General features: G+C 63.9%; 14 protein-coding genes. 6 read left to right on the forward strand and 8 right to left on the reverse strand.

Going from position 1 to position 15,285, the window contains the following annotated elements:
- Positions 1 to 44 precede the first annotated feature (44 nt).
- The 3 genes from EKH55_RS19815 to EKH55_RS19825 form a co-directional block, all read right to left on the reverse strand.
- Complete coding sequence (locus EKH55_RS19815; protein WP_151612656.1) at positions 45 to 782, reverse strand: ABC transporter ATP-binding protein; 738 nt, start codon at positions 780 to 782, stop codon at positions 45 to 47.
- 72 nt (positions 783 to 854) lie between these two features.
- Positions 855 to 2,018, reverse strand: coding sequence for an ABC transporter substrate-binding protein (locus EKH55_RS19820; protein ID WP_151612658.1), 1,164 nt, complete (start codon positions 2,016 to 2,018; stop codon positions 855 to 857).
- Positions 2,019 to 2,040: 22 nt separating this feature from the next.
- Positions 2,041 to 3,912 (reverse strand): branched-chain amino acid ABC transporter ATP-binding protein/permease, encoded by a 1,872-nt coding sequence (locus tag EKH55_RS19825; RefSeq protein WP_151612660.1) that lies wholly within the window; start codon positions 3,910 to 3,912, stop codon positions 2,041 to 2,043.
- A gap of 193 nt (positions 3,913 to 4,105) precedes the next feature.
- Here EKH55_RS19825 and EKH55_RS19830 point away from each other — a divergent pair, with 193 nt between their 5' ends.
- From EKH55_RS19830 to EKH55_RS19845, 4 genes are all read left to right on the forward strand, one after another.
- Positions 4,106 to 5,035, forward strand: a complete 930-nt coding sequence (locus tag EKH55_RS19830) for a MurR/RpiR family transcriptional regulator (protein ID WP_151612662.1) — start codon at positions 4,106 to 4,108, stop codon at positions 5,033 to 5,035.
- Positions 5,032 to 5,694: a cysteine hydrolase family protein gene (locus tag EKH55_RS19835; protein ID WP_151612664.1), complete on the forward strand. Its 663-nt coding sequence runs from the start codon at positions 5,032 to 5,034 to the stop codon at positions 5,692 to 5,694. Before EKH55_RS19830 ends, EKH55_RS19835 begins: the two co-directional genes overlap by 4 nt.
- Before the next feature lie 133 nt (positions 5,695 to 5,827).
- A complete protein-coding gene (locus EKH55_RS19840; protein ID WP_151612666.1) occupies positions 5,828 to 7,174 on the forward strand; it encodes a glutamine synthetase family protein in 1,347 nt (448 codons plus the stop codon).
- Between the two features lie 22 nt (positions 7,175 to 7,196).
- Positions 7,197 to 8,048, forward strand: coding sequence for an N-formylglutamate amidohydrolase (locus EKH55_RS19845; RefSeq protein WP_246231950.1), 852 nt, complete (start codon positions 7,197 to 7,199; stop codon positions 8,046 to 8,048).
- Here EKH55_RS19845 and pepT read toward each other — a convergent pair.
- Positions 8,045 to 9,277, reverse strand: coding sequence for a peptidase T (gene pepT / locus EKH55_RS19850; RefSeq protein WP_151612670.1), 1,233 nt, complete (start codon positions 9,275 to 9,277; stop codon positions 8,045 to 8,047). The two genes, EKH55_RS19845 and pepT, sit on opposite strands and share 4 nt — an antisense overlap.
- A 298-nt stretch (positions 9,278 to 9,575) precedes the next feature.
- Here pepT and EKH55_RS19855 point away from each other — a divergent pair, with 298 nt between their 5' ends.
- A complete protein-coding gene (locus tag EKH55_RS19855; protein ID WP_069457663.1) occupies positions 9,576 to 9,785 on the forward strand; it encodes a dodecin in 210 nt (69 codons plus the stop codon).
- Between the two features lie 55 nt (positions 9,786 to 9,840).
- Here the strand turns inward: EKH55_RS19855 and EKH55_RS19860 are convergent, their stop codons facing one another.
- The 3 genes from EKH55_RS19860 to EKH55_RS19870 all read right to left on the reverse strand — a co-directional run bounded on the left by EKH55_RS19860 (position 9,841) and on the right by EKH55_RS19870 (position 12,489).
- A complete protein-coding gene (locus EKH55_RS19860; RefSeq protein WP_151612672.1) occupies positions 9,841 to 10,242 on the reverse strand; it encodes a hypothetical protein in 402 nt (133 codons plus the stop codon).
- Positions 10,243 to 10,366: 124 nt separating this feature from the next.
- Complete coding sequence (locus tag EKH55_RS19865; protein WP_151612674.1) at positions 10,367 to 11,755, reverse strand: DUF2254 domain-containing protein; 1,389 nt, start codon at positions 11,753 to 11,755, stop codon at positions 10,367 to 10,369.
- A 305-nt stretch (positions 11,756 to 12,060) separates the two neighbouring features.
- Entirely contained in the window at positions 12,061 to 12,489 is a 429-nt protein-coding gene (locus EKH55_RS19870) for an FKBP-type peptidyl-prolyl cis-trans isomerase (RefSeq protein ID WP_151612676.1), read from the reverse strand.
- A gap of 361 nt (positions 12,490 to 12,850) precedes the next feature.
- Here EKH55_RS19870 and EKH55_RS19875 point away from each other — a divergent pair, with 361 nt between their 5' ends.
- A complete protein-coding gene (locus tag EKH55_RS19875; RefSeq protein WP_151612678.1) occupies positions 12,851 to 14,428 on the forward strand; it encodes a phospholipase D-like domain-containing protein in 1,578 nt (525 codons plus the stop codon).
- Here EKH55_RS19875 and EKH55_RS19880 read toward each other — a convergent pair.
- Positions 14,326 to 15,264, reverse strand: coding sequence for a putative bifunctional lysylphosphatidylglycerol flippase/synthetase (locus tag EKH55_RS19880; protein WP_192803844.1), 939 nt, complete (start codon positions 15,262 to 15,264; stop codon positions 14,326 to 14,328). The genes EKH55_RS19875 and EKH55_RS19880 overlap by 103 nt on opposite strands.
- Positions 15,265 to 15,285 lie beyond the last annotated feature (21 nt).

A 15,285-nucleotide genomic window follows, 5' to 3' on the forward strand; every position in this document is an offset into this window, starting at 1 on the left:
CTTTCCGAGAATCGGTTCCGATCTTCGGCCGACGCGCCAATGTCTCAAGCGCCGAGATAGGCGCCCTGGATTTCGGTTGAATTGCGAAGATCGGCCGCCGTGCCTGAGAGCACGATCCGGCCGTTGGCCATCACATAGCCGGCATCGGCGATCTCGAGTGAAAGCTGGACGTTCTGCTCGACCAGCAGGATGGTAAGTCCGCGCTGACGCAGACCGGCGATCAGATCGAAGATCAGATCCACGACCTGCGGCGCCAGACCAAGCGAGGGTTCGTCGAGCAGCAGGAGGTCGGGCGACGACATCAGCGAGCGCGCGATCGCCAGCATCTGCTGTTCGCCGCCGGAAAGCGAGCCGGCCCTCTGGTCGAGCCTTTCTTTCAGGATCGGGAAGCGCGCCAGCATGTCTTCCCTGACTTCCGCAACATTGCCGCGGCCCTTGTGCATGGCACCACCGAGGAGCAGGTGCTCGTCAACGGTCAGGCTCGGGAAAATGCGCCGGCCCTCCGGTGTCAGCGTCATGCCGAGCCGGACGATCTGTTCCGGGGCCATTGCTGAAATGTCCTGTCCGTCGAAGACGACCCGGCCGGCCTTCTTGCCGGCAAGGCCGACCAGCGCGTTCAGGGTCGAGCTCTTGCCTGCCCCGTTTGCGCCGAGCAGGGTCACGATCCGGCCCTTGGCGACCGAAAGATCGATGCCTTTCAGCGCTTCGACGGCTCCATAGGCAACCTTGAGCCCGCTGACCTCGAGCAAGGGCCGGGCGGTGGGAATTTGACTGTGCATCATAAGGGCAATCCTGCCATACCTGTTGGAAACCGGAATGCTCTCCGGCGGATTGCCGGAGAGCATCGGCGCTTCTCAAGGTGCGGGAATATCGGCTGGATCCGGAACGCTCTGGCTGATCAGTTGCCGATCGCCGCCTTGAATTTCGACGAGCGATACCGATCGCAGCGGCATGCCCTGCGTGCCGGCATAGCTGATCGGACCGGTCACGCCTTCAACATTCTCCAACGAGGCAATCGCGTCGCGAATGGCGACCGGATCGGTGCTGCCGGCGGCGGTGACGGCAGCGTTGATGACCTTGCCGAGATCATAGCCGTTGGCAATGTAGACCGTATCCGGCGCCTGACCGAACTTCTTCTGATATTTGTTGTTGAACTCGGCGAGCGGCGTACCTTCGACGGCAAAGCCGGCGGTGGTGAAGGCGACACCATCGACCAGGGTGCCGAGGCCGAAAGTCGTCGGCGAGTCGATGCCGTCGCTGCCGAGGATAGGTGTCGTGACGCCGGCGCCGCGCAATTGGCGGATGAAGGCGGGGAAGTCGGGCTCATAGGCCGAGGTCATGATGACGTCCGGCGCCGGGTTCATTGCCTTGATCTTGGTGACCTCGGCCCCGAAATCCTGCTGGCCCATGCTATAGGTGCCTTCGCCGACGACTTCACCGCCCTTGGCCTTGAACGCCTCAGCGAAGTATTCGGGCAATTTCAGCGTGTAGGCGCTGTCGGGCGATTTGAGTATGTAGGCCCTTCTGTAGCCCTTCTCGGCCGCGAAGCCGGCGAGCACGGCCGCCTGGACGTTATCGGCCGGATAGTTGCCGAACATGAAATCGCCGACGGCGAACGGCATGGTCGGCGTCGTGGCGCAGAAGGAGAAGGCCGGAATCTGGGCGGCCTGCGTCACCTGGCCGGCGGCGATCGAGGGATCGGCGTCGCAGGGCGTGATCATGATCTTGACGCCCTCGTCGACAAGTTCCTGGGCGATGAGCGCCGTTTGGGCGGCATCCGAGCGCGTGTCCATCGTGACCAGCTTGATCGGAAACGTGCCCGCCGCGCCGCCGGCGGCGTTGATCTCCTCGACGGCCATTTCGAAGCCCTTCAGCGACGGTTGGTCGTAGGGTGCAAGACCGCCGGTCTGGGCGGTCGCGATCCCGATCAGCAGGTCTTCCGCAAAGGCTGGCAGCGGCGACAGAATGACGCCGCCAAGCATGGTCGTGAGGCACAGGGTCTTGAAGTTCGATGTCATCCGAAAGCTCCCTCTTTTCTCGTTAGGTTGGATTGTGAAGACCGGCGGCACCGGGGTTGAGGCCGGCGGCCTCGAGTGGACCGGGTTGCGCCGGCTTCGGCGTGCGGCGGCGGCCGATATAGGCCTCGATCACGACGGGATCGGACTGGACTTCCGCCGGCGAGCCCATGGCGATCTGCTGGCCTTTGTTGAGCACGACGACCCTGTCGCAGAGCCGCATGATGAGCTTCAGGTCGTGCTCGACGACGAGCAGCCCCAGCCGATGTTTCGTGCGGATGCGGTCGAGCACACGCATCAGCTCCTGTGTTTCGGCCGGATTCATGCCTGCGGCGGGCTCGTCCAGCAGCAGATAGCGGGGCTTCAACGCCAGCGCGCGGGCGATTTCGAGCCGCCGCTGTGCGCCGTAGGAGAGCGTTCCGGCGAGCCGGTCGGCGAATTCATCGAGGCCGACTTCGGCAAGAACCTGGCGCGCGCGCTCCCGGGGATCGGTCTTGTCCTTGAGGGTGCTAGCCGCGACCGTGACGTTTTCAAGCACCGTCAGGTTTCTGAAAAGGCGGATGTTCTGGAAGGTGCGGGCGAGGCCCGCGGCGGGCACGGCGTAGACGGGCAGGGAGGCTATCTCCGTACCGTCGATCACGACGCGGCCGGTCGACGGCGGGACGACGCCCGAGACGCTGTTGATCAGCGTCGACTTGCCGGCTCCGTTCGGCCCGATGAGGCCGATGACGAGACCCGGCGTTATCTCGAAGTCCGCCTTTTCCAACGCCACGAGACCGGAAAAGCTCTTGCCGAGATTTTCAATACGGAGCGTGCCGGCCGTCGTCACCGGGGTGCCGGCACCATCGGACTCAAGACGCGGGGTTCTGGCTCCGAAGCCTTTGAGCCAGGGCAGGCGCTCGTCCAGCTCGCGCACGCCGAAGAGGCCGTCCTGCAGGCGGTACATGACGACGAGGATCGCGACGCCGATACCGATGTCGGTGAGGCCGAAGACGGTCGGCAGCGAGAAGACTCCGAAATCGGCGCCGCCCTCGAGTTTACGCAGCAGTTCGACGATCACCATGATGGCGGCGGTGCCGCCGACCGCGCCGGATACCGTGGTGATGCCGCCGAGAATCAGCATGGCAAGCAGCACGAAGGTGAGATTGAAATAGAAGTCCTTGGGCGAGAAGGCGCCGAGGAAATGCGCCAGCAGCGCACCCGCCGTGCCGGCAAGGGCGGCGCCGATCACCCAGGCTATGAAGCGATGCAGCCTGACATTGACGCCGACGGCGATGGAAGCGATCTCGTCTTCGCGCGAGGCCCGGAGTTTCAGGCCGGCGCTCGAGTCCCGATAGATGCGCGCGATGGCGATCGCCGCGATCGCGAAGGGGAGCGCCATCCAGAGATTGACGGCGCGCGGAATGCCGAAGAAGGTCTGGCTGCCGCGGGTGAAATCGCCCGACGCCACGAGCACGACATGCACGATCACCAGGAAGCCGAGCGTGGCGATCGAGGCGGAGGAGCCGCTAAGACGCGCCACGGCGATGCCGATCAACACGGCGACGGCAATGACCACCAGAAGCGCGACCGCAAGCGCCGGCAGGAAGGGCAGGCCGATGCCCGCCAACCATTCCGGCAGGTGCGGCAGCGCCGTCTTTTGGACGATCGGGTTGATCGTCAGAAGCCCTGACGCATAGGCGCCGATCGCCATGAAGCCGACATGGCCGAAGGAAACGATCCCCGAATTGCCGGCATAGATGCCGATGCCGAGCACGGCTATGACATTGATCATGAAGAGCGCCACGAGCCGCTCGCCGCCGCCCGGATAGAACAGCGACGCGCCGCTCGCCGCTGCGAGCAGAGGTAGCGATGTCAAAAGGATACCGATGACGGTTTCTCGCCTGAAGCGCACCATCCTGCATTCTCCCCAGATTGTTTCGGCCCGTGCTGTTCTTCTCAAGCCAGCTCTTCAAGGGCCGGTTCCCGATCGTCAGGTTATCGCAACTCGACCGAATGTCAATCTTGTTTCAAAAAACATTCTTCTCTTGCAATTCTGAAACAAACGTTAGATTGTGAAGGCGCACCATTGTCGTTGGGAGGCAGAAATCGTGGCGATCCGGGATCGGTTGACGGACGGAGCAATCACCTTCACGCGGTCGGAGTTGAAGATCGTGCGGCAGCTCCTGTCGAATTATCCGGCGGCGGGGCTGAACACCGTCGCGCATCTTGCGTCGTCTGCCGGCGTCAGCAATCCGACCGTCGTGCGTTTCGCCAACAAGCTCGGCTTCGAGGGTTATCCCGAATTCCAGCAGGCGCTGCTCGGCGAAGTGCAGGAGCGCATGAGTTCGCCGCTCACGATGCTGGACGAGCGTCGGCCCTCGCCGGAGCAGGAGAATTTCTATCAGCATTTCTTGCGCGCCAGCGTGCACGCGCTCGAATCCTCGATGCAGATGCTGCCGTCGGAGGATTTCGAGGCGGCCGTCATGGCCGCGGCCGACCCGAGCGCCCGCATTCATTGTCTTGGCGGCCGCTTCAGCGGCTTTCTCGCCGGGCTGCTCTGGTCGCATATGAAGCAGTTGCGTGGCGATACCCGCTGGATCAACGGCAGCCGCGCGGACCAGGTCGACCACCTCGTCGATCTCGGCAAGCGCGACGTGCTCTTCGTCTACGATTATCGCCGTTACCAGAACGACACGATCCGGTTCGCGCGGCAGGCATCGGTGCAGGGCGCGCGCATCGTGCTCTTCACCGACCGCTGGTTATCCCCGATCGCCGATTTCGCCGATGTCACGTTGACGGTGCCGGTCGATACCGTTTCGCCCTACGACACGATGGTGCCGGCGGTCGCCCAGACGGAAGCGCTGGTCGCGGCGCTGACCGGGCGCCTCGCCGGCAAGTCGCGCGCCCGCATCGAAAAGATGGAAGAGCTCAGACGCAGCCACGCCATCACCGAAGACGCCCTCAACCGCCCGCCGAAGAAGAGCGATGATTTTCAGCTGGTGGGTAAGGAAATTGAAAGCTTGGGAGAAATCGAATGAGTGCCGTTACCGCGGAGGTCGGGGACGACGTTTTGAAGCGCGACAGCGAGTACGAGCAAGGTCGCACGGCGCTGCTCTTCGTCGATATGCAGCGCATCTGGTGCGAGCCCGATCTCGACCCGACCCATCCGCAGGGCGCCGAAAGCTATTACCACCGCCGGCTCCGCCAGACCGTAATCCCGAACCAGGTGCGCATCCTCGAAGCGGCCCGCGCGGCCGGCTGCAACGTTCTGCATACCATCATCGAGAGCCTGACGCTCGACGGCCGCGACCGTTCGCTCGACCACAAGCTCTCCAACATGCACGTCCCGAAGGGCGCGCCTGAGGGCGAAATCATTGCCGCGCTTCATCCGGTGGTGAACGAGATCGTGCTGCCGAAGACCTCCTCCGGAGTCTTCAATTCGACCAATATCGACTACGTGCTGCGCAACCTCGATACGCGCTACCTGATCATCGCCGGCGTCATCACCGACCAGTGCGTCGACATGGCGGTTCGCGATGCGGCCGATCGTGGCTATCTCGTCACGGTGGTCGAGGACGCCTGTGCGACCTATAGCCCGGAGCGCCACGACGCGGCACTTCGCGCCTATGCCGGCTATTGCTGGACGACCGACACGCAAACCGTCGTCGACCGGCTTCAGGCCCTGCGCCGCGCTTGACGTCTCGACGCGAAAAACCGGACCCGGTTTTCGGACAGCACGATGAGTGGATTCAAATATCTGCTGCGTCCCTTGCGCGTCCCGAAGGACGGGGCGGTGCAAGACGGCACCAGAACAAGAGGAGAGGGGACCCATGACCGAGACCGCGACAGGCAAGGCGCCATTCGCTTTCACGGAGCTCGCGACGTTCGTGACCACCGATATCGCCGGCATCACGCGCGGCCGCAGCTTCGCCGCCAGTGAGCTCGGCGATTACCTGAGAAAAGGCGTCGGCTGGGTGCCGGCCAACCTGGCGCTGACGCCATTCGACGAGATCGCCGAGGCGAACCCCTGGGGCTCGGCCGGGGACCTTCGGCTCATGGCCGATCCCGAGAGCGGGGCGCGTGTCACCTGCCTGCCGGATGCGACACCGCTGCATTTCTACCATGCGGACATTACCGACCTTGGCGGAAACCCATGGGACTGCTGCGTCCGCAGCTTCCTGAAGCGGACGCTCGAGGAATACGAGCGCGAGGCCGGGCTCAAGGTCGTTGCCGCAGTCGAGCAGGAGTTCCAGCTTCTCGGCGTCGACTGGCCGGAGGCGCCGTCCTTCAGCCTGCGCGCCCAGCGTCGCGCAGATCCGTTCGGGCCGCTTTTGATGACGGCTCTCGCGGAGGCAGGCGCGGAGCCGGAAATGTTCCTGCCGGAATATGGCAAGGACCAGTTCGAAATCACCTGTCGCGCGGCCGACGCGCTCACCGCCGCGGATCGTGGCGCGACGATCCGGATCGTCGCCAGGGAGGTTGCGGCGCTCTTCGGCTGGAATGCGAGTTTCGCGCCGAAGACCAGTCCGGATGGCGTGGGCAACGGCGTCCACCTGCATGTGAGTTTCACGGATCTCGACGGCAATCCGGTGACCTACGATCCAACGCGACCGGGTCGTCTGTCGGCGGTCGCCGGCGCCTTCGCCGCCGGGGTCATCCGCCACCTGCCGGCGATCGCCGCCTTCACGGCGCCGTCCGTGCTTTCCTACAGGCGGCTCGTTCCGCATCACTGGAGCGCGGCCTATACGTGCCTCGGCGAGAAGAACCGCGAGGCGACGCTCAGGATCTGCCCGACGCTCGATCTCGCCGGCAGCAATCCGGCGCGTCAGTTCAACATGGAGTACCGGGCCGCGGATGCCTGCGCGAGCCCGCATCTGTCGCTCGGCGTCGTGCTCAAAGCGGGCCTCGAAGGCATCAGGACCGGCCTCGATCAGCCGCCGCTGGTCAACTCGGATCCGTCCGCGCTTTCGGCGGAAGAACAGCAGAGGCTCGGCATTCGTCGTCTTCCTGAAAGTCTCGCGGAAGCGCTCGATACGCTGGCAGAAGACGAGGTCGTTACGGGGTGGTTCGCCAAGGAATTTCTCGAGTGCTACGCCGCGATGAAGCGCAAGGAGATCGAAATCGTCGAGGACTTGTCCGCGGACGAACTCTGCAGCCGCTACGCGGCCGTCTATTGAGGATTGTTCGATGACGTCCCCAATGGCCATCAAAGATATCGGTCGACCGCGCCACGACGCGAGCCAGCCGCTGCTGGCGATCGACGAGCCGCCGCCCTATGCCGTCTTCAATCCGGACGGAGCCGCGCCGATTCTGCTCCTGTGCGAGCATGCCTCCAACCGCATTCCCCGCGCGCTCGGCGACATGGGCCTGCCGCATCACGACCGCCAGCGACACATCGCCTGGGACATCGGCGCGCTGGCGCTGGCGCAGCAATTGAGCCTCAGCCTCGACGCTCCTCTCTTCTTCACCAACTATTCTCGGCTCGTCATCGACTGCAACAGGCCGCTCTCGGCGCCCTCCTTCATTCCCGAGGTCAGCGAGACGACGGAAATCCCCGTGAACCGCGATTTGAGCCTGGCGGAACGGCAGCGGCGGATAGACACGCTCTTCACGCCCTTTGCCGACGCGGTCGCGCGTCGGCTGGACCTCATCGAAGCCAGGGGCGATCGACCCTTTATCGTCGGGGTTCACAGCTTCACGCCGGTCTATTTCGGCCGGCAACGCCCCTGGCAGGTCGGCATCCTCTACGGCGAGGCTGTCCGTTTTGCGCAGTCCTTGATCCGGGGCTTGAGTGGCGAGAGCGGGCTGACGGTCGGCGACAACGAGCCCTACATCATTCACCCGGACGAGGATTATACGGTTCCCGTCCACGCCGACGCGCGCAAGCTGCCGGGCGTGCTACTCGAGGTGCGACACGACCTGATCAGCGACCTAGCCGGCGTCGCCGCCTGGGGGGAACGGCTGACGCAGCATTTGAAGTCCTCTGTCGGGGAGGCGGTTCTGGCCCCGAATCCCGGGCGATCGTCGGAGCAGGGCGAGAAGCGGCGCTAAGCTCGCTCCGCCCAAATCTTCGCCAGTTCGACGATCGTCTTCACCGCTTTCTCCATGTCCTGCCGGCTGATCCATTCGAGCGGCGAATGAAAGGCATGGCCGCCGGCGAAGAGATTGGCCGACGGCAGGCCCATGAACGAGAGGCGTGAACCGTCGGTGCCGCCGCGGATGCTGCCGCGCACCGGCACCATGCCGGCGCGACGGATCGCCTCCATGGCATTGTCGACGACCTCCGGATGGCGGTCGAGGATTGTCTTCATGTTGCGATATTGCTCCTTCACCTCGAAGGCATAGGTGGAGCCGGGATAGTCCAGCATCACGCTCCTGGTCAGGTCCCGCAGCATCTCTTCCTTGGCGGCAAGGCCCTCCTCCTCGAAATCGCGGACGATGAAGCTCAACAGCGCCTTTTCCATCGAGCCGGTGAGGCCGGTCGGATGGACGAAGCCGTCGCGGCCCTCGGTCGTCTCCGGCGCCATGGTCGCCGGCAGCCGCGCCACGATCGCCGCGGCGATCTTGACGGCGTTTTCCATCTTGTCTTTGGCAAAGCCCGGATGGATCGCGACGCCGTGGATGGTGATGTCGACGCGGTCCGCCGAGAAGGTTTCGTCCTCTATATGGCCGGCCGTCTCGCCGTCGACCGTATAGGCGAAATCGGCGCCGAGCTTCTGGACGTCCACCTTGTCGACACCGCGCCCGATCTCCTCGTCGGTGGTGAAGAGCAGCTTGATCGTGCCGTGCGGGATGTCGGGGTTGGAGACAAGGACCTCGGCCGCCGTCATGATCTCGGCGATGCCGGCCTTGTCGTCGGCGCCGAGCAGGGTCGTGCCGTCGGTGGTTATGATGTCGTTGCCGATCTGGTGGGCAAGCGCCGGATTGTCACGCATCCGTATCACCTGCTGGGGGTCGCCGGGAAGCGGAATGTCGCCGCCGGCATAGTGGCGGACGATCTGCGGCCTGACATTCGTGCCGGTGTAGTCGGGCGCCGTATCCATGTGCGAGCAGAAGCAGATGACCGGCACCGGCCTGTCGACATTGGACGGGATCGTTGCGTGGACATAGCCGTGCTCATCCATATGTGCGTCGGCGAGATTGATCGCCAGCAGCTCCTCGACCAGCAGGCGGCCGAGATTCTTCTGCTTTTCCGTGGAGGGCTGCGTCAGCGACAGGGGGTCGGATTGGGTGTCGATGACGACGTAGCGCAGGAAGCGCTCGGCAACGGTATCGATCATGGGCGGTTCCACTGCATTGTTGCACCGATAAGTATGAACTGAGCCGGCGGAAAGGTGGACGGAAGAGCGCTCTTCATCGCGCGGCATTGCCGTTCTCGCGCGCTTTTGCTGGCACTTCAATCCCAACCGGCGCATGATTGACCGACGGCGGGCGCACTTTGCCCGACGCCGAATGCGATCGCGGGGCTCGAAAGAGGCGAGTGGGAACCTATTTCACAGAATTGCAGCGCCTGTGTGCGGCCCCAAGGACGCTAGGGCGCCGGAGGAGTGCAACCAGAAACCCGTTGAGGAGGATAAGGTGAGCGGACACGTTTACAAGAAGGTGGAACTGATCGGCAGTTCGCCGGTCTCGATCGACGAGGCCATCGAAGCGGCGATCTCCCGAGCCTCACAGTCGATGCGAAACCTCGACTGGTTCGAAGTCGACCAGGTCCGGGGCCAGATCGTCAACGGCAAGGTGGCGCACTACCAGGTGGTGATGAAGGTCGGATTCCGCATCGAGGAATAGGCTGTGGGTTTGGCGATCCGCGAGCAATCTGCTCGCGGATCGCAGTAATGTGAGATCAGCGCCAGCCACCTGCCCAGTAGCGGTCCTTCAGATCGGCGAGGCGATCTTCGATTGTTGCGATGATGTCCTCCATGCGCGAGGACCGCCGCGAAGGCCAGTAGGGGCGGGCGGTGGCCGCCAGGACCAGCGCGACGAGCCCGATTACCGCAAGCGCGGTCCAGGCCGGATGCTCGCGTGCCATGGCTCCGGCCCGGCGGCTCGCATCCACTGCGGTGTTGGCAACCGCCCTGCCGGACGTAAGGCCCATTTCGGTGAGCGTGTCCTTCAAGGCATTGACCTGTTCGCGAAGGGAGCGGACTTGCTCCTCGACGCTCTGTTCCGGCACGCCGACCTTTCCGGTTTTTGTGTCGACGACGCCGCGCGGAACGGCGGAACCGAGCGATCTGTTCTGTGCCATTTGCTAATCCTCCATCTCTTGCATGTTCGGTTGGGCGACAGTCCGGGAGAGAAACGGCAGGTTGCCTCGGTGAGTTCCGTTGTCCGGCAATCCTCGCGCGGACCAGTGTTCAAAAAGCGCCGCGTCACGTCTCGCCGGGATTTGCGGCTAAGCGGTCATAGAGATGCGGGGCGAGGGCATTCTCCGTCTTCTGCTCGGACGCCATTGCCTCCAGATAGGCCGCGGGCCCGGAACGCTTCATGGCCGCGAAGCCGCGATATCTCTTCTGAACATCGCCAAGGTCGTCCGGATTGCCGATAGTGCGGCAGGCATCGCCCATCACGAGATCGGCGTGGCGCTCAAGCGTGGCGACGCGTTTCGGCTGGCGTTCGCAACTGACGGCTGCCGTCAGCACATCGAGAATCCTGATCAGCACTGCGGTACTGCCCGACCCGCTTTGGCGGATCATATGAAACATCACGTCGACAAGCCCGTCATACTCAACTGCCGGCATGACCAGGCCAGGCTTGCCCTCGTGGAGCACGACGCCGCTCGGCAGACGCAATGGCGCCACATCGCACAGAGCTGCGCCGAGGCGGTCGATAACGCTGATCGCCGTGTGAGGGTCGTTCACGCCGGGCGAGAGGGCACGAATCGCGACTTCGACAAGCTGCCTTATCGCGAATTCGATGTCGTCGGCACCGCTGCGGTCCCAGCCGAGCGCGGTGGCGCTGCGGATTGCCTGTTCGACACCGTCGACCGGCGGTTTCACGAGAGCGATCGGTGCGCCGGGGAATACGCGATCACCCGGCCCGACGAGCAGGCGGATGACCGTGTGCCTGTCTGCGGCCCATTTCGCAAGGCTGGCGGTATCGAGTTGCTGGAGGTAGCCGCGCCGCTGATCGACGACGGGGACGGCATCGCGCCAAAAAACCGGTGGTGGGGGTCGAGACTGCGGTCCATCGGCGGACAGACCGTCGATTGCACGCCTGACATTCTTGCTCACCAGGTCGATCACCGTGTCGACGTTGATCCGCCCCGCCATGTGGCCGACGAAATACACCAGCATCGCGACGCAGACGAAAGCGAGGCCGATGCCGACCGTAAGGGCGAGATGCGGAACGAAGGCACCCTCGGCCTCGGTGCGGACCGTCCGCAGTACCATCAGGGCGTAGGAGAAGGTGCCGAGAAATGCCCCCAGGACCGTCTGGTTGCCGCGGTCTCTCGTGAAGTTGTGCAACAGCCGCGGGCCCATCTGCTGGGCCGCCAGTGAAAGTGCCGCGATGGTAATGGTAAAGACGGTGCCGGCAATGCCGATCGTCGTGGATGCGACCGCACCCAGCAGCGTGCGGGCGCCTTCCGCCCCGCCATTGTAGAGCCAGGCGCTTTCCACCATCCAATCAGGAACAGCGCCGGCCTGGTCGAGACGGACCAGCATCAAAGCAAAAAGAACTCCCCCGGCGGTGAGGATCGCCGGGAGTATCCAAAAGCTCTCGTCGATCGCGGCGAGAGCCTGGTTGAGGCGTGCCTTCACAAGGACCTCCACGGAGCCTCGGACGACGGGCGATGATCCCGCAAGGCTAACCCCAAAGACGGTCTGGTGGTTCCCATGCGGGCCGTGCGGTTGGTTCCGCCGGTGCCAAGCACCGGCGGCCGATCGCGCCTTTATCACGCAAGGCAGACCCGCTTCGTCGTCCCGTCGCTGACGGACGGGGCCGTTCCGCCACTGTCATCTCCAGCGCCGTGGTCGGTCTCGCTTGCAAGTGGCCTGCGACGACCTCCTGTGGCAAAGCGATGCCGGTGGGGCGCCGTCCACGCCAACGCTTTTGCGGAATCCGCTCAGCCATCGACGACTTCGACAACGGTGACGTCGAAGACGAGGTCCTGGCCCGCGAGCGGGTGATTAGCATCCAGCGTCACCTGGTTCTCGTCGAGGCCGAGGACGGTAACGGCCATCTGCTGGCCGTCCGGGCCGGTCCCCTGCAGTCTCGTTCCGACCGCGACACCTTCGGGCACGACCGAACGCGGCATCGTCTGCACCTTGGCGTCGTCGTGCGGGCCGTAGGCTTCTCGCGCCGGAACGGTGACGGTATTCGTTTCTCCGACTTCCATTCCGTTGATTTCGCGGTCGAGCCCGGGAATGATCTGACCCGCGCCGACCTTGAGCTCCAGCGGCTCCCGGCCTTGCGAAGAGTCGACCGCGGAACCGTCCGCCAGCTTGGCGGTGTAGTGAATGCGAACCACGTCGCCGTTCTTGACTTCGGTCATTGCTTGCTCTCGACTTGTGCTTGAGGGAAATTTCGGTCGCGGGCCCATGAGCCCCTTGCGCCGGGCGAGATGCCGGTCCTGCCGACATCCAGCGCATCGCCCGAAAATTGTAATCGATCTTCGGAAAGCTCGATGCGCAGATTCCAAGCGTTACAGCGACCGTTGCGCGTCTGAAAAGACGGGCGGCGCTGTAATGTCAGCGGGAATCTAGGGCGCCGACGACAGATTTAAACCGCTGACGACAGGGAAGGTGACGCGATCCCACTTGGCGACCGCCTCTCGGGTGAGCGTCGGGCGGCGGCGGGAACAATTTTCGGCCGAAACGGATTCCTCCGCCAGTTGCCACCTGGGACATGAAAGCTTGGCTTGGAAAACGATATTTGCCGGAAAGTCGCGGCCATGGCGGCGCGCAGGCCGGCCGATCATCAAGGAAGCGGAGAACGCCTGGCGCAGCGTGGCTGCAGAGCGCGTGGGCTTCCTCATCGATGCCGCCGCCTATTATGCATGCGTCGCGCGCGTCATGGAGCAGGCGGAGGAGCAGATCTGGATCACCGGATGGGACTTCGATCCTCGCATTAGGCTGCGACCCGAAGATCCGCAATCGGAGACGCTCGGGGCATTCCTGGAGCGGCTCGCGGGGCAAAGACCGAAGGTGAGAATCCGGATTCTCATCTGGGCGATGGGACCGATCTATTCGGGAAAGTCCTTGCGGCTGTTTCGCCGGCAGAAATGGGCGGCACATCCGCAGATCGAACTCCGCTTTGCAAACCATCGGGCGTTTCGCGGCTCGCATCATCAGAAGCTCGTTTCGATCGACGATCGCATCGCTTTCGTCGGCGGCATCGACCTTACGGCGCGCCGCTGGGACAGGCCGGATCACTTGGCGGAAAACGATCTCCGACGCGATCCGGATGGAAAGCCCTACGACCCGGTGCATGATATCCAGGTGGTGCTGGAGGGTGCGGCAAGCCGAGCCATCGGCGACCTCTGCCGCGCGCGCTGGAAATCGTCGGTCGGGGAAGAGATAAGTCCTCCGACGCGGCAGGCCGCCGCGTGGCCGGCCGGCACCGTGCCGATCCTGACGGATTGCCGGATCGCGATTGCGCGCACCGAGCCGGAATACGGCGACCGCCGAGGGCGGCAGGAGGCCGTAAGGCTGACGCTGGATGCGCTTCGCAGCGCGAGCCGCCACATCTATATCGAGAACCAGTATTTCGCCTCGAAAAGGATCGGCGCGCTGCTCTGCCGGCGCCTGCAGGAGCCGGATGGCCCGGAAATCGTCGTGGTCACCACCTTCAGTTCGCACGGCATTCTGGAAAGACTATTCATGGGGATCAACCGCGACCGCCTTGTCCGGCGGCTCAAGCAGGCCGACCGCCATGGCAGGCTGCGGGTGGTTTATCCGGTCGTCCCTGCAGCGGATGGCTCCGAACAGGAAGTGATCATCCATTCCAAGCTCGTCGTCATCGACGAGCGGTTCCTTCGCGTCGGCTCGTCGAATTTCAACAACCGCTCGGAAGGGCTCGATACGGAATGCGACGTTGCCGTCGAAGCCGCGAGCGATCAGCAATGCGTGGCAATCCAACAGATTCGCAACGGCCTTCTGGCGGAACATCTCGACGTCAACCCGGCGGAAGTCGACACCATGGTGCGGGAGACCGGTTCCCTTGTCGCCGTCATCGACAGGCTGAACGTGAACAGGCGCGGTCTGCGGCCTTTCGACGGGCTCAAGGAGGACGGGGCGACTTCTCTCGTCTGGGGCACGGACATCGTCGACCCACGCCGGCCGGTCAGGCCGCTTCACGATTCGCTCGTCCTCGTGCGGCGCTGGGGCGGTCAGCTTTTCGCCTTGCTTGCGAGGCTTTTCGCCTCGTCGAAACGCAGAAACTCCGCGATTGAAAGGGAGATCAAGCCGAGCGGAAGCGGCAGAAAAAAGTAGATCGCCCGGAATGCGATCAGCGCCCCGATATTGGCGGTCTGGCCGAGCAGAAAGGCGATGGTCGCTTCGAGCACGCCGATTCCGCCTGGGACGTGGCTGACAAGGGCCGCGACATTGGCGCCGACATAGGCGGTCGCGGTCTCGAGGAAAGCCGGCGTCCCGAATGCCAGCACCAGTTGATGCAGGCACGCGCTGACGCAGAGGAAATTGGCCGTGCCGACGACCACCTGACCGGCTGCAAGCGGCAGGGAGGGCATTTCGAAGGTCCATTGGAAAAGACGCACCGATCCCCGGAGCAAGCCCGCAAGCATCACATAGCCGAGCGACCCCGCCAGGCAGGTGATGCCGAGCAGAAGGGCCCCGGTTCGCGACAGCCCGATGATCCGCGCCGCGCTCTCCGGCACGGCGAGACAGGAAAGGCCGGCCAGGGTGGCAAGGCCCAGGCCGACGGTAACGGCGCAGAACAGGATGATCTTTGCCACTTCCTCGCCGCTGAAACCCCAGCGTGAATAGAAGCGGTACCGAATGGCTCCGCTGCTCAAGGCCGCCACGCCTACATTGTGGCCGATCGCGAGGCTGGTGAAGGAGGTGATGGCCACGCGGCGATAGGCGAGCCTTTGCCCGACATAGCGAACCGCAAGCGTGTCGAACAGCGTCAGACAGAAATAGGAGAGGCAGACGAAACCGATACCGGCGAGCAGATGGCCGAGGGGGATCTGCAGGATCACACCCAGGATTTCGCCGAACGTGTATCGGCTGAGCGCCCGGTATATCAGCCAGCCGGCGACGCCGATGGCGGTGAATATGAACAGACGTGCAATAATCTTCTTTGGCAAGGTCCCGTTCCTCGGTCGCGT

It is taken from the genome of Sinorhizobium alkalisoli (assembly GCF_008932245.1).
Taxonomy (GTDB): Bacteria; Pseudomonadota; Alphaproteobacteria; order Rhizobiales; family Rhizobiaceae; genus Sinorhizobium; species Sinorhizobium alkalisoli.

Bases quoted from the DNA above. Each gene is read 5' to 3' on its own strand.
- EKH55_RS19825 (WP_151612660.1), bottom strand. From the start codon at position 3,912: ATGGTGCGCTTCAGGCGAGAAACCGTCATCGGTATCCTTTTGACATCG.
- EKH55_RS19820 (WP_151612658.1), bottom strand. From the start codon at position 2,018: ATGACATCGAACTTCAAGACCCTGTGCCTCACGACCATGCTTGGCGGC.
- EKH55_RS19860 (WP_151612672.1), bottom strand. From the start codon at position 10,242: ATGGCACAGAACAGATCGCTCGGTTCCGCCGTTCCGCGCGGCGTCGTC.
- EKH55_RS19815 (WP_151612656.1), bottom strand. From the start codon at position 782: ATGATGCACAGTCAAATTCCCACCGCCCGGCCCTTGCTCGAGGTCAGC.
- EKH55_RS19840 (WP_151612666.1), top strand. From the start codon at position 5,828: ATGACCGAGACCGCGACAGGCAAGGCGCCATTCGCTTTCACGGAGCTC.
- EKH55_RS19845 (WP_246231950.1), top strand. From the start codon at position 7,197: ATGGCCATCAAAGATATCGGTCGACCGCGCCACGACGCGAGCCAGCCG.
- pepT (WP_151612670.1), bottom strand. From the start codon at position 9,277: ATGATCGATACCGTTGCCGAGCGCTTCCTGCGCTACGTCGTCATCGAC.
- EKH55_RS19870 (WP_151612676.1), bottom strand. From the start codon at position 12,489: ATGACCGAAGTCAAGAACGGCGACGTGGTTCGCATTCACTACACCGCC.
- EKH55_RS19835 (WP_151612664.1), top strand. From the start codon at position 5,032: ATGAGTGCCGTTACCGCGGAGGTCGGGGACGACGTTTTGAAGCGCGAC.